General features: G+C 44.1%; 14 protein-coding genes. 1 reads left to right on the top strand and 13 read right to left on the bottom strand.

Annotated features, from left to right (window positions below):
- Positions 1–61: 61 nt before the first annotated feature.
- Positions 62–2,317 (bottom strand): FAD-dependent oxidoreductase, encoded by a 2,256-nt coding sequence (locus AC1DLI_RS32885; RefSeq protein ID WP_477609698.1) that lies wholly within the window; start codon positions 2,315–2,317, stop codon positions 62–64.
- A 117-nt stretch (positions 2,318–2,434) separates the two neighbouring features.
- Here AC1DLI_RS32885 and AC1DLI_RS32880 point away from each other — a divergent pair, with 117 nt between their 5' ends.
- Complete coding sequence (locus AC1DLI_RS32880) at positions 2,435–3,268, top strand: helix-turn-helix domain-containing protein (RefSeq protein WP_477609696.1); 834 nt, start codon at positions 2,435–2,437, stop codon at positions 3,266–3,268.
- Positions 3,269–3,968: 700 nt separating this feature from the next.
- Here AC1DLI_RS32880 and AC1DLI_RS32875 read toward each other — a convergent pair.
- The 12 genes from AC1DLI_RS32875 to AC1DLI_RS32820 all read right to left on the bottom strand — a co-directional run.
- The gene (locus AC1DLI_RS32875) at positions 3,969–4,829 is read right to left on the bottom strand and encodes a protein phosphatase 2C domain-containing protein (protein ID WP_477609694.1); all 861 of its coding nucleotides are present in this window, start codon (positions 4,827–4,829) and stop codon (positions 3,969–3,971) included.
- A gap of 178 nt (positions 4,830–5,007) precedes the next feature.
- A complete protein-coding gene (locus AC1DLI_RS32870; RefSeq protein WP_477609692.1) occupies positions 5,008–5,244 on the bottom strand; it encodes a hypothetical protein in 237 nt (78 codons plus the stop codon).
- A 186-nt stretch (positions 5,245–5,430) separates the two neighbouring features.
- Positions 5,431–6,579 carry an ABC transporter permease gene (locus tag AC1DLI_RS32865; protein ID WP_477609690.1) on the bottom strand — a complete coding sequence of 383 codons (1,149 nt, stop codon included), beginning with the start codon at positions 6,577–6,579 and terminating at the stop codon, positions 5,431–5,433.
- A 2-nt stretch (positions 6,580–6,581) separates the two neighbouring features.
- Positions 6,582–7,700 (bottom strand): ABC transporter permease, encoded by a 1,119-nt coding sequence (locus AC1DLI_RS32860; RefSeq protein WP_477609688.1) that lies wholly within the window; start codon positions 7,698–7,700, stop codon positions 6,582–6,584.
- Between the two features lie 32 nt (positions 7,701–7,732).
- Complete coding sequence (locus AC1DLI_RS32855) at positions 7,733–8,668, bottom strand: ABC transporter ATP-binding protein (RefSeq protein WP_477609686.1); 936 nt, start codon at positions 8,666–8,668, stop codon at positions 7,733–7,735.
- A 125-nt stretch (positions 8,669–8,793) separates the two neighbouring features.
- Entirely contained in the window at positions 8,794–9,927 is a 1,134-nt protein-coding gene (locus tag AC1DLI_RS32850) for a sensor histidine kinase (RefSeq protein WP_477609684.1), read from the bottom strand.
- Complete coding sequence (locus AC1DLI_RS32845) at positions 9,928–10,584, bottom strand: response regulator (RefSeq protein ID WP_477609682.1); 657 nt, start codon at positions 10,582–10,584, stop codon at positions 9,928–9,930. It lies immediately after the preceding gene.
- 394 nt (positions 10,585–10,978) lie between these two features.
- The gene (locus AC1DLI_RS32840) at positions 10,979–11,401 is read right to left on the bottom strand and encodes a VOC family protein (RefSeq protein ID WP_477609680.1); all 423 of its coding nucleotides are present in this window, start codon (positions 11,399–11,401) and stop codon (positions 10,979–10,981) included.
- A 297-nt stretch (positions 11,402–11,698) separates the two neighbouring features.
- Positions 11,699–12,268 carry a hypothetical protein gene (locus AC1DLI_RS32835; RefSeq protein WP_477609678.1) on the bottom strand — a complete coding sequence of 190 codons (570 nt, stop codon included), beginning with the start codon at positions 12,266–12,268 and terminating at the stop codon, positions 11,699–11,701.
- Positions 12,269–12,298: 30 nt separating this feature from the next.
- Entirely contained in the window at positions 12,299–12,820 is a 522-nt protein-coding gene (locus AC1DLI_RS32830; RefSeq protein WP_477609676.1) for a hypothetical protein, read from the bottom strand.
- A 362-nt stretch (positions 12,821–13,182) separates the two neighbouring features.
- Complete coding sequence (locus tag AC1DLI_RS32825) at positions 13,183–13,950, bottom strand: ABC transporter permease (protein WP_477609674.1); 768 nt, start codon at positions 13,948–13,950, stop codon at positions 13,183–13,185.
- Positions 13,951–14,467 (bottom strand): ABC transporter ATP-binding protein (locus tag AC1DLI_RS32820; protein ID WP_477609672.1); only part of this gene is annotated, 517 nt, incomplete at its 5' end.

Below are 14,467 nucleotides of genomic sequence, written 5' to 3'. Positions count from 1 at the left end.
CTCCCTTCCTTTCGCCTAACCTATACCAGTCTATGCTGTAAGTGATTCCAATAGTAATAGATTAGGATAAACCATAGACTCTGATCTCGTAAACCTCCGCACGCGGACATCCATTTGTTGTCTCTATGCATAGTTTTATTTGGTTAGTCATAATCGCTTCTGGGAGGTGATGCACTTTTTTTCGTTTGTGATTATCCTGCCACGTTATGATCGTAACCCATTCCCCAGCGATGTAAGCTTGAATGCGATAGCTTTGCACGACCTCAGGAATAACAGCAAATGGCGTTCGATGATGATGAAGGTTGATTAAATCCTCATTTACGTCATCGTTAAAGGTTAGGTGAATTTCACCAATCTCCTGCTCGTTATCCCAAACTAATTGAATCCATTCCTGGGAATTAGCGGATAATGGGTTGGATGCCCACATATGCGGGCCAGCATAAGGACGTATATAGCCGTCGGTAACTTGACTCGCCGCATAGGACTCCGTATTTGGCGTTACCCGCAAGCATACTGGCCGACGATTCCATTTGCGCATGCTCCACTGCGCGACCGGCTGGTCGGGCTGATGATCCTCCAGCAATGCGGATACTACCGGCTTAGGCCCCTTCTCGAAGCAAAGCACACCGGTTAACGGCTCATCCGATCCGTGCAGCGTTATAGCCTCATTCGCCTTGACGATAACAAAAGCATTGCAGGCTGACTCCGGCTGCCAATCCAAATCCAGCTTCACCCACTGCTTGTTGCCTGCGGCAACGGACTTTGAAGCTGATTTCACCCATTGCTTAGGTACGTAATTCTCTCCCTTGCCCGTGTGCCATAGCTCCACCTCAAGCGTAGTGATCTGCTTTGCATCGACAAGCAGCTCAACCGATGACAGCATGGGATGAACCGGGAACAATATGCCGATATCGCGATCCAGTGAATGCACGATTGTGGCGTTTTCAATTGCAATTCGCTCCAGCGTGCTGGATGCGGAAATGCGGGCGGTTTTTGCCAGATCATCCGGATCATTACCGGCCACACCAATGATTGATGCATCCTGCCGCAGCATAACCTGCTGCAATTCCTTCATATAATCGCGGTGAAGCATACGCGGCGTAATCCCTTTCTGTACGGAAAGCGCAGCGCCGCTGCCTGCCGCTTCCCCGATTACAGCACAGGTAGCCATCACTCTTGTCGTGCCGAAAGCAACATGTGTCGCGCTAATGTCACGGCCAGCAAACAACATATTGCGAACATTACTTGAATACAAGCTTCTGAACGGGATGTGATAGACCCCGTCCGGGTATAGATGCTTCGAGCCGCTCTCTTCCGAGTACATGCCTTGCGGTGGATGAAGATCGATGGACCAGCCCCCGAAGGCAATACGGTCCTCGAATGGCTCCTGCGCTATAATATCATTCTGGTTCAGCATATAATCCCCGAGAAAACGCCGATACTCCCGTTTGCCGGGAATGGAGCCTACCCATTCTAACGTCATATTTTCCGCATCGAATTGGCCTGAATTTTTAATATAGTTCCAAATCCCGTAAATAACCGACCACAGCTCGTCACGTATCCGTTCGTTGTCATGGACCGTATCCAGCTCTCCGCCCCATTCAATCCACCAATAGTGACATCCAGAGTCTCCGCTGCGGATTACTCGCTTCATCGGAATCGTCGTTTGCGTTATATCCTTGGCAAAGCTTGGCGGAATATATTTGACCGGCCTGTCGGCCTCCTTCGTATAAAACAGCAGCGTGCTGCCAAGCGTAATGTCATCCGCCACCTCCGGCGCCCAATCCTCGTTGTACTCATCCTTGGCTTCGCGGCCGATTCTGTATTTCGCTCCGGCAAGGAAGCCAACAAGGCCATCGCCGGTACAATCGATATACATGCTGCTCTCAAAACGAATTTTACGCTCTGAGCCCATCATCCAGCCTGTTACGCTTTGAATGACCCGGTCATGCTCCGGTCCTTCCGCTTCCGCCTCATGCACATCCGTGTTAAGGAATAAGCGAATATTTTCTTCCGCGCGAACGGTCTCCAGAACAACAAGATCCCATAAATAAGGATTCCCTTCGGGGTTACGGTACTGGTTCTCGACGAACATTTCACCCATGATGCCGGTTTCTCTTGCATAACGCTGCGTTCCATGCGCCGTTGCACCGCACACCCATACCCGGACCTCGCTGCTGGAATTGCCTCCGAGAACCGGTCTGTTATTAATTAAAGACACGGTCTGCCCAAGACGGGCAGCAGAGACGGCGGCGCAAACACCCGCAAGCCCTCCGCCAATTACGGTAATATCAGATTTTATATGCTCGATTTTCATCTGGCTAAACCTCCACTATATCGATTTGACTTCATCATAATATGGAGGCTGGTGATTTAACATGCACTACGCTATCATATACCCATATACTTTATTTCATCGTGGAGGTGGAGAAAAGTGACGCTGCTCAGCTCCAGCCTTTATCCTATTCTTACTCACCATATCTTTTGGGATAGCAAGTCCCAGTTTCAATTAAGCGTAGATACGTATGATCTATGGGTGCTGTTTGCCGTGGAGAGCGGGAGCTTCTCGTATCGAATAGGGGAAGTAGAGGGAACAGCTCGAATGGGAGATGTGGTCGTCTGTCCGCCGGGCTTTCGCTTTCATCGCAGCGTGATCCATGCGTTATCGTTTCATTTTATCGGATTTACCCTTGGCTCGGTTTCAAGCGATGCATTCGGCTTGAATGAACGTGAACAGGCGGTTCAGCAGCGGCTGTCCGAATCCGCATACAAGCTGATCATTCAGCACCGGAATCGTCTGGCCGACAACTTGAATAGCCTAAAGCAGCAATCGGGATACACCGAGGATCAGAATCTGTATTGGCAAAATCATATACTGAACGATATTTGGCAATTTTGCCGCCAGACGGAATCCTACCCCGTCAATCAGGAGGCTGAACTTGCTGATCCGCTTATTGAACAGGCCAAGGCCTTTATTCATCAGAATCGCTATCAGCAGGATATTAGCATGCATAATCTTGCAGCTGAGCTCGGCATAAGTCCTGTACAGCTTAGCCGCAGGTTCCAGCGGAGCGTAGGCTTGGCACCTTCTCACTACCTATCCAAGCTTCGAATAGAAAAAGCCAAATCACTGCTGACCGAGACCCATTTGCCACTAGAGCAAATTGCCCAAGCATGCGGTTACAGCAACGGATTTTATTTAAGCCGAATATTTTCAAAAAAAGTGAAGGTTAGCCCCTCTGAATATCGACGAATGAATCGGGTATAGCGTTAAGACTCAAACCTCGTATTTCTTCATAATAGGAATACTGCCCGTTAGCTTAATCAAGAAAGGACCAGATGCCGTAGCTATCTGGCCCTTTTTTTTCAACGCTAGTTCTCTTAATATTCGATAAACTACCTACTTTTCAAACCTTCATTTCATTTTTCTATTGTCTAACATCTTGTTCACCGATATATGGCGCAAGCTTCTCTGTATCAAATAACGCATTGCATTCCTTACATTTCCGCACTAGTATACGATTGATAAATAGCAGTTTAAAAACACCTTCTCCACAAACATGACACGTACCAGGACGTTCCACATTATTCCTCCTCATGCCATTGTAAACTTCCATATTCAGCATACTCTTGGCTTATACCTCTAATTGAAATAAAGATATTTTACATTACAGCCATTAGCTTAATAAAGAAAGGAACAGCTGTCGTAGCAACTGCTCCTAGTTTGTTCAACTATCGTTACCCATTGTTTCACGATGTTCCACTGTAGAACCAAGAAACTTAAACGGCGCAGCAATGATGTTGATGAACTTGCATTATTATATTTTTATCTTTAACCAATTTCGCCATAGCTGTGCGTTTGGCAAGTCTGGTCGAATTCCAGTTGACGGTCCCTCTATGAAAGGTAGAAGTTGCACCGCCGTCTCTTAGAATTTATTGAGCTATAGTTACCCGTTAGCGTAACAAATTCACTTAGCACTTTGAAAACTAATCACAATTGCGGTCTTGTCATCCGATTTCTTAAAGCGGATATGGTCAATACACTCGGGATCGCTTTCTTCAAGTTCTATTAACTCTTGAGTATAAAGTTCGATACCCTTATTCAATATTCTATTCGCAACAAAGCTCCAATACGAGCTCTGTTCGGGCACGATATTGATTGGCAAAAACATCCCATCAGTCAACAAAATGATATGTTTTAGACATGTCAGATTAATTTTCCCGTATTCAAAAAAACGAAATGCATTCTTTTCCCCATTCAGGACTCCGTAACCTCCATCAGTATTAGACTGATATCGGTTCTTTCTTATTGTATCTATAACGGTTTCATGAATCTCTTTCTGGCTTTTCAAGCCTTTAGTTATTCCTTCCTGCCATTTATCGAATGCCGGTGCTTCTAAGTGAGAAACTTGTCTCCTGGTTAAAGGGCGAACCTCCTCATTTTCATACACAGCTAGAATCATGCAATCGCCCGTCTGTATGAACTCAACACCATCATCCTGAACACGTACGATTGACAATGCTGCTCCCCAAAGTTCTTCTTTTTTCTCTAGATCAATATTTGCGAGCACCATTTGTTCCCTAAGAAGATCATTTACTTCAACCATGTGGTCTTTTAGACTTCCAAGATCAGCAATAGATTCGAAGTAATCTCTTATCAGATTCGCCGCAATAAAACCGCCAGTTTCCTTTTTGGAATTTAAATAGGGTACCAATGAAGATACTCCATCCAAAACTCCATACAAATTTGCTTTGGGATGAAAAATAACGGCATCCTCATTTAGTAACCCAACACCTTTCTTGGTGGTCTCCTCATAAGTTACAATCAAATTGTCACTCCGTTCTCAAATTATTATAATATTTGCGACCTACTTTACCATATGTCATTATTACCAAGTATTGGAGCTATCCTGCCCGTTAGCTTAATAAAATGAGCAGGCCACCGCAGCGCCTGCTCATCCATTATTMTTTAGCTACCGTTACCCGTTAGTTGAATGATTTTCTGAATTAATCAGTGAAATTTTTAAACAGAGACCCCAACTCTTTAACATCATAAAAGTCTCCATCGTTGATAAATTTTTCGATTTCTACTGTACCATCTTCCAAAAACTCTATCTCCCACCGTTGACCAGGAATAGMCACCTCAACCATGATAGCTTCATTTCGGACTTTGTTTAGTTTATAAAATATATTATTATCCTCTAATTTGTTAAGAAAAGTAATTAACTCTCTTAGACCAGCCACATCTTCACCCCGCAGTAAGCTTGTTACAAATTATATTATAAATAAAGACACAGGCATTCATATCATATTCGCCTGTGTCATTTGTTTTGGGAGTTACTTTAACTTCATCGCCTACCCTAAGCTCGTTGATCACACAATATAGTAGACTGGAAGTGTATGATCAAAATATGGGATTAGCTTATTTTCTTATATATAACTTCGAGTATCATTATTCCTGCCAAACTTATAGACGGCTATTAAAGATAAGGCCACCGAAAAAGCAATCAAAATGATCAAGTTCAAGGATAATTCCCCAAGGGATACCCCTTGCTGTAGATCGCTGAAGGTATCCAGCAACCAATATTGGGGAAGAAAGTGCGCGAGCTGCTGCATGGTTTCCAGCATTAACACAAGCGGGAACATGCATCCGGACAATAAGCTGCTAGGAATGAGGATCATATTCTGCATGCCGCTGGCTGTTGAAGAGCTGCTGGAAAATGCCACGATTACAAGCGATAATCCTATTGCCACCAGAGCAAATAACACAAGAATCAAGAACATGCTCCAATAAGGAATACCCGGATCGACATGAAAAATAGTTATCATAATCAACAGTGTCACTGCAATCTGCAGCATCATCATAGTCAAATTAACGATGATATTAGATAAGACATAGGTTCTAGGGTTGATCGGTGAGGACAGAAGGCGATAATAGGTTCTATTCTCTCTTTCCTTGATAAGAATACCAGATAAATTCGAAGCGGACACCATCATGAGGATGAGTAAGTATCCTATTGATTGATTGGTTTTGTTGAAATTGACAGATTGATCCTCCACTTTCTGGGCTGATAGTTCGAATCCCGTTTTTTGAAATTCGTCATAAAGAGTAATAAACCTAGCCTCATCTCCTTTAGCTACCCTGCCGATCAAAGCCATATTGTTAATATGTTGATCTAAGGATGCCTTTACCTGTCCGGTAACCTGCGCCCCCTTAATGGATACGATCTTAACATTTGCTGGCTTGCCAACAATCAAGCTCTGCGCGAAACCTGTGGGAAAGATAATTGCTGCATCCAGCTCGCCAGAAGCAATCCGCCCCTTTATCTCATTCTCTTCAAGCTCAATTACAAGCATGGAATCTTGTCTGCCCACCGAATCAATAACACCTTTTGTAATCGTCTGAACCCCATCATGATTAACAATGCCCATTTTCAAAACAACTTCGCCCGTGCCTCCTTGGACTAACGTCGCGAGCAGAATTCCCATAACAGGAAAGACGAAATATATAAATAGATTCAAATAATTTTTAAAGGTAGAAATAAATGTTTTCCGGATTAGCCATAACGTGTCTCTCATACTTACAACCCCTCCTTTCTGCGCATCATCGTTAATGCGATACCAAGCAAGACGACCGCGAAGCCGATATTCAACAGCACGGCGTTAACCGCTGCTGACAGACTGTCTGCATAGATCATTTCAAGAAGTGCAGCATTGGACCATTGCAGAGGAGAAAGAGAAGAGAGGGTTGCCATGAATCCCGTAGCCTCCTCGACTGGGAAGTATGAACCGCCGAGAAATGCAGCCAATTGGATAATAATCATAACAACAGTACCTGATGCATTACCCTTGATGATATAACTGAACCCGAGTCCCAAGCTCACAGCAAAAATGATTTCAGTAAAGAGCGTTAAAAAAACTAGACCTAAATTTTCTCCCCAATAAGCATTAAACATGTATTTACTGATGAGCACTACGACAATTGTGAGTATTAAATTCAGCACGACAAGCCCAGCTAGTTTACCCGCAAAAATTTCGATTTTCGTCACCGGTGAAGCAAGCAATCGGACAGCTGTGTTCCTTTTGCGTTCACCGTCTATTAATTGCGCGGCCGTCAAGGCGCTATATAAAATAATCATTGTCGTAATCGCTATAGCGAAATAGTCCATAGCACCAGGCTTTCTTGTCGCATTCAGCGACTCCTCCACCACATAGCTTTCACCGCCGCTTCCGGTCATGATCGCATCCGCTTGCTCCGAGTCTGTACCTGTTACTTCAGCCGCCAATCGGTAACGATCTGCAAAAGCTATAAGCACACTCTTAGCAATATCGCTTTCAATTAAGCTCTGACTACTACTGTAATACTTCAGCCCACTGTCCGAAATCTCGACGTAACCCGCATAGCGGTTGTTCTTCACTTCAGTTTTTCCATCCGTCTTCTCGTCTGCCATCTCGAGTTTAACGCCGGCTTGACGCATCTGCCCCGTGAAGTCGTCCCAATATTTAGTGAACTCGCTAGATGAGCTATTATTCTTATAAAGTACGTTAATCTCTCCAACCGTTAAACTGCCGTTAAAAGCATTCGTAAGCGCCGTTCCCAAAATAAGCATGGTTAATAGCGGCGAAACCACCAAGAACAAAAGCATCTTGGGATCGCGGATAACCTTTAACTCTTTAAGCATTATTCTGAATACATTCATTTCCCCTTCGCCTCCTTATCCCTTCTTTCTTATTAGTCCCGCAGGCTTCTACCTGTCAATGTCAGGAACACCGTCTCCAAACTAGGCTCATTCTCTTCCACTGCACGTATTTCAATATCGTCCGCCATCAACTGCTGGATGATCCGGTTCAAATTATTGACTTCGGAATCAGAGGTGATCTTAACGATTCGATCCTCCACTTCCACCCGGTTTACGCCGGCAATTCCCTCCAGCTTATTCCTATCCAGATTTTCCGCCGAACGGACCTCGATACCTATATTTTTCTGATTCGTTATGATGGCCTTTAACTGGCCTTTCGTTCCTTCCGCGATGATCTTGCCGTGGTCGATAATGGCGATTCTTGTACAGATCTCCTCTACCTCCTCCATATAATGGCTGGTGTAGATGATCGTACAGCCCAATTCATTCAGTTTCTTCACGGAACCCAGAATATAGTTGCGGGATTGCGGATCAATCCCCACCGTTGGCTCATCCATGATGAGCAGCTTTGGCCGATGGGCGATTGCACAGGCTATGTTCAATCTTCGCTTCATGCCGCCTGAGAAATTTTTGGGATAGGTTTTGTGCTTGTCGCCAAGTCCCACGAATGCTAATGCTTCAATCACCCGCTCCTTTAACTCAGCCCCTCTGAGTCCATATAATCCAGCGAAAAAATGAACGTTCTCGTAAGCTGTCATATCCTCATAAATAGCCATTTCCTGCGGCACAATCCCGATGTTCATCTTCGCGAATTTGCTATGCTTAGCAATACTCTTGCCAAGAACTTCGATTTCACCCTTGGTCACCCGGAGCAGAGAGGCAATCATATTAATGGCCGTACTCTTACCTGCTCCATTCGCACCCAGAAATCCGAATATCTCGCCTTCCTTCACGGACATCGTAATATTGTCCACAGCAATAAAATCCCCAAATTTCTTCGTAAGCTGCTTAATTTCTAGTACGTTCATTCGTAACACTCCCGTTTCGTCTTTAGGATAATGTAATTGTAATAAAAAAGGATGCCCCTGTGACAGTGCACAAGTTCATCCTTACCCCCTGAGAATCTTCCTATTTAAACGCCTTAAATCTCATCTTATCCGTGAGGAATTAATGTAGTGACACTGAAGCCTCTCGAGCCATCGACGATAATCGTACCATTTACGCTTGCTGCCCGTTCTTCCATGCCGATTATTCCTAGTCCCTTTATCACCTTCTGCTCCCCTTTGCCATTGTCCGATACTTCGACCTTGATTAAGGTCCTCAGTACCTCGATATGGATGGAGACAAAAGTAGCGTTTGAATATTTCATGGCATTGGTTAACGCTTCCTGGGTGTTCTCCTGAATGATCTTCCACTTGATCGGAGTAATGATGTCGACATTACCTTCATGAGTGAGAGAGGTTCTGACCGTATGCTTCGCTGAAAATTCATCAACGAATAATTTCATCCGATTTATTCCGAGCTGCTCTGTTGGCGGCTTCATATTCTTAAGCACAAGGCGGATACTCTCGATCCCATCCTTGGAGATATGGATTGCATTCTGCAGCAGCTCCGCCGACTTGTTCGGATCGGAGGTGAACAAGCGCTTCGATGCTTCCATCTGGATCAATGCACCCGTCATCGAATGTCCGATTTTATCATGAATTTCCTGGGACAGCCGGTTACGCTCCTCCAGCTTAATCGTATAATTGGACTGTCTGATATATTCTTTATTCTCATTTAGACTCTTAGTTAACTGCTGGATATGTTCGTTTCTATTTTCTATGTCTTCTTTGAGGGTTGCAATTTTGCTACTGTAGGTGTTAAGCAAGAGGTAATAGAGGAAACTTAGCATCGCAACGAGGCCATATGTAACCATGATGGCTTGGTATTCTTGAGACAGCAACAAGAGCGGAACCAGCATGAGAAGCAGAATAATTCCGCGTTTACGCAGGTATATAGTGAATAGTTCAAATATGTTCAGAGGGAGCAGGAGTAACAATAAGGGTTGGATATATGACGAGGACGCTGCGGTAACGAGCATGGACAGCAGAAGCACGATCGTCGTGATACGAACCTTTTTAGCGATATGAATGGAAATATTCAAACACAGGTAGAGGAGGATGGACAGCATATACCATGGTGAAATCGAACCTACAGCTGCATAAGATTGAATGACCACATAGCTTAAGAGAATCGCTTTTATGCCCATTGTCCAGAGTTCTAAAGGGGTTCCCCTCTCCGTCATTTAATTCACTTCCCCGGTCAGAAAATAAATCGCGATTTGTGTACGATGCGTAAGACCCTTCTTGCCTAGGATAGAAGTAATGTGGTTGGCAATGGTGCCTTCTGAGATGAACAGCTTCTTCGAGATTTCACGATTGGAAAGCCCCTTAGCGATGAGAGACATAATGTCGTGCTCTCTATCCGTGAATAAGCTTCTATCGATCTTACTCCCTCTATTTTCTTTCTTATCTTTATCCTTGTCCGATAGCAAACTAGATTTCAGCTTATCCAACACAGCATCCTGCAGCACATTATGTCCGTTGTATACAGTAATGATGGCATCCCGAATCCGCTCAGGATCGTTATTCTTGAGCAGATAGCCCTTCGCCCCGCTCCGGATCGCATCGAGAATAAATGCCTCGTCATCGAAGGTGGTTAGGATTAGCGCTTTGGTTCCTGTCAGCTCGGAGATCAGCTTGGTCGCTTCCACACCATTCAAATTGGGCATCTGCACATCGAGCAGTGCCACGTCTACTTCATTCTCCCTGCAGAAATCTACAGCTTCTTGACCATCCTGAACCGTCGCCAATACCTCGAACTCATTGAAGGTGGTCAGTATGATCCTCATGCCTTCCCGGATAAAGGGATTGTCATCGGCAATAATGACATTTATTTTCAACGCTGCTCACTCTCCGTTCTACGCTTTTTAACAACATCCCTCACATTTAGCTTGAGCTAGAGCATGATTCATGTATTCTCTAATTTAGATTATATAAAAAATTACTAGAGTATGTCGTGTTGTAAGGTTAAGACAATTATTCCTTTTGATGAAGGTGTGATTATCCATCTCAGTACCTCGTGACCTATAGTTATTTTTCTCGATCCTTTTTTGCTTATGGTCATTAATTCAACTCCCATGCTTGGAATGCCTCATTTGTCTTATTGTATCAGCTACAGACTCTAAAGATAACTACCCGTTAACGTAACGAGGCTGCCGTTGAATCCACGGCAGCCTCATTGTCTAGTTTATTGAGCTATCGTGTCCCGTTAGCGTAATCAAAGACGCCCCTCCATTACGCCCTCTTTGTGAAAATCTGGAAGGTGACGCCGAATTTGTCGGTCACCATCCCGTACGCGGGGCTGAAGTAGATCTCCTGCAGGGGGAGATCCACCTGCCCGCCTTCCTTCAGCGCCTCATAATACTTCCGGGCTTGCTCCTTATCGGCAACGGTGATGCAGATGTTCACCTGATTGCCCTGCGCGAACCGGACCCCCGGATCCGTATCGGCGACGAACAAATCCGTTCCTCCGATCTTCAGGACGGAATGGGCCAATCGGTCCCTCTCCTGCTCCGGCACCGCTTGTCCGGCTTCTCCGGGCGCTTCGCCGAAGGTCTGCTTGAATACCACCTTCGCGTCCAGCGCTTGCTCGTAAAAGGCGATCGCCTCCCGGGCGCCGCCGTCCAGCATAATAAACGAGGTCAATTGCACTTCCATGGTTATACAGCTCCTTCAACCTTTAGGATTGAYCTCTCCCTGAAAGTGTAAACTTTAATAGTGACAACTCCTGTCATAATCAATAGTTTTTTTATGAACAAATCGATCTGACTCAGCCGTTACATTAAAACATAACCGGAAACCCGTTGTAATTTCCCACTATCCTGCCCGTTAGCTTAACGAAGAAAGGAGCAGCTGCCGCAGCAAACTGCTCCTTGATTGTTGAACTATCGTTACCCGTTATAGTAACAAAGTGTATCGAGATGACCCGATATTTTTACATGACTGTGAAGCTTTTCACTTTTCGAATGTAAATGTGTTAACGATATTTTCAAATTCCGCTTTCGTTAATGGTGGGATTTGACCATGAAATTCATAAATATGCTCATTGCCCACATAAATGATATTTCTAAGCTCGGAAATATTAGTAGGTCGGACATATGCTGATTGTATGGCATATTTATAAACCGTAAAATCACCTTTTGTTTCCTTAGTTACATCCTCAAAAAGTTTGTTATCTGCTTCTTCAAATGAGAGTTTTCGTTCGATCTCTGAATCCAACCATTTTTCCACACCCTCTTCAGGGATAGCATGTGTTCGAAAAGAGATATATTTTTCGGTGGCACTTTCTTGCAAAGAACTATCAGTAATTTTATCCCATGATGCAGGATATTGAATAGTCCAGCCATCGTTACTTTGATATTTCAATAATTCTGATGGAACTTCCGAAGGTACTCCGCTTTCAATCGGATGACTCGTTACTACTGGAGTTTCTGACGTTATCACTGTCGTTTCAATATTGTTTGAACAAGCAGATAACAAAGTAATAATCGCATAAAAAACAACAATTGATATCAATTTTTTCATTTCATCCTCCAATCAGATTGTACTTTTTAGTTATTCTTGACTCTTTATTTTAGGCAGTTTCCTTGCATTCCCATCTACATACCACATCTTATGTCCATCTTCATTTATTTGAGTTTTTAAACTTATGTAAACATATGATTCATCTTTTTTTTGCCAATATAATTTTGCTTCTGTTCTGTCGGGACTAAAAAGTAAACCTGGCATAAAATCTCCAACCTCAAGATTTTTTCTTTTCTCCTCACCATTAAAAGCCTCAAGAAAAAAGGACTTTTCCTCATTTGTTAAAGTTGGCAAGAAAATCTCATGCACTGTTCTTATGTCCGTAAATGTCCAATCAGTAATATTTTCTTTTCCTTCACTTATGATTTGATTTTTTCCATTCTTCCATGTTATTTGCAATTTTTTCTGAATAGCATGTACTTCTGCTGCTCTTTCAGGAGCTACAGTGGGGGTGAATTTATCAAATGAATCTTCCCCATAAACGATTGCACCAGTACCAGTTATAACAAAGACCGCAAGAGCTAAGGTTGTTATTGTTTTGCTTGGTTTCAATTTTGAAACCTCCTTTAGATATTGAGATAGCATACACTTTACTTTTCCCACGCCCATATACACCAAAATTTGGAATCAATACCTATTATAGACGTTATGCTAAATTATATTGTTGCATATCAAATGCAGGGAATTTTATTACGTTAAACTGCCCATTAGCTTAATAAAATGAGAATGTCAATGCAGCGCCTGCTCATTTCAAGTGTTATTCAACTATCGTTCTCAGTTAACGTAATAATTCGGCATATAATCTCACCTGGCCATGCCAATAAATTACTTCCTTTACATCACTATAAACAAAGAACAAAATAAAGCCCGCGGTTCACCGCGGACTTCATTCGAACAATAATGTCCTTCTTCATTCACACTCTCTTTTTATATACCTTCATTGCAAAGAAGTAGGCTACGATCAAAATTCCTACGCACCAAGCAAGAGCGACCCATATATCATTGCCCACCGGCTGATCCGACAGCAGTGCACGAATGGCTTCCACGATCGAGGTCACCGGCTGATTTTCAGCGAAGGCGCGAACGACCTTCGGCATCGACTCGGTCGGCACAAACGCCGAGCTGATAAACGGCAGGAAGATAAGCGGGTAGGAAAAGGCGCTTGCACCCTCGACCGTTTTAGCAGACAGACCTGCAATCGCAGCTACCCAAGTTAATGCCAGCGTAAACAGCGCGAGTATGCCGACAACCGCAAGCCACGACAGTATCCCCGCAGACGAATGAAAGCCCATAATCAAAGCGATGATAATGATTACGATAAGGGATATAGCGTTCGATACTAGTGAGGTCAGTACATGTCCCCAAAGAAATGCGGAACGTGAAATGGGCATGGATTGAAACCGCTCGAATATGCCATTCTGTACATCGTTGAACAGTCGAAAAGCCGTGTAGGATATTCCGCTAGCAATGGCAATTAGAAGTATACCTGGCAGCAGGTAATTTACATAGTTATCCGTTCCGGTTTGAATGGCACCGCCGAACACATAGACGAACAGCAGCATCAACGCAATCGGCGTGATGGCGACCGTAATGATGGTGTCCATGCTGCGAGAAATATGACGCATAGAACGTCCTAGCAGAATGCTCATATCTCTGAAGAAATGTTTCTGTACTCTCTCCATTTACTTTCCCTCCCTTTTGCTGACGATTGCAAGGAATATATCCTCTAATGTCGGCTGCTTTTCAACATACTCCACCTTTGCGAGYGGGAACAGCTTTTTCARCTCCGAAAGCGTGCCGCTGGCAATAATCYTACCCTCATGCAGAATGGCAATTTTGYCGGCAAGCTGCTCTGCTTCTTCCAGATACTGCGTGGTTAAAAGAACCGTCGTACCGCCCTTCGCAAGCTCTTTGACMATGTTCCATACCTCGATACGCGCCTCAGGGTCGAGTCCTGTGGTCGGCTCGTCAAGGAATATGATCTTTGGTTTTCCCACAAGGCTCAAGGCGATGTCGAGCCTGCGGCGCATACCACCCGAATAAGTGGATACTCTGCGGTCTGCGGCTTCTGTCAAGCCGAAGCTTTTAAGCAAATCGTCTGCAACCTGTCGTGGGTTTTTAAGGTATCGTAGCTTAGCAATCAAGATAAGATTTTCCCGTCCAGTCAATAATTCGTCAACGGCGGCAAATTGACCGGTC

This window comes from Paenibacillus sp. 01T443, assembly GCF_056398325.1.
This window is presented reverse-complemented; position numbering and strand designations above follow the sequence as displayed.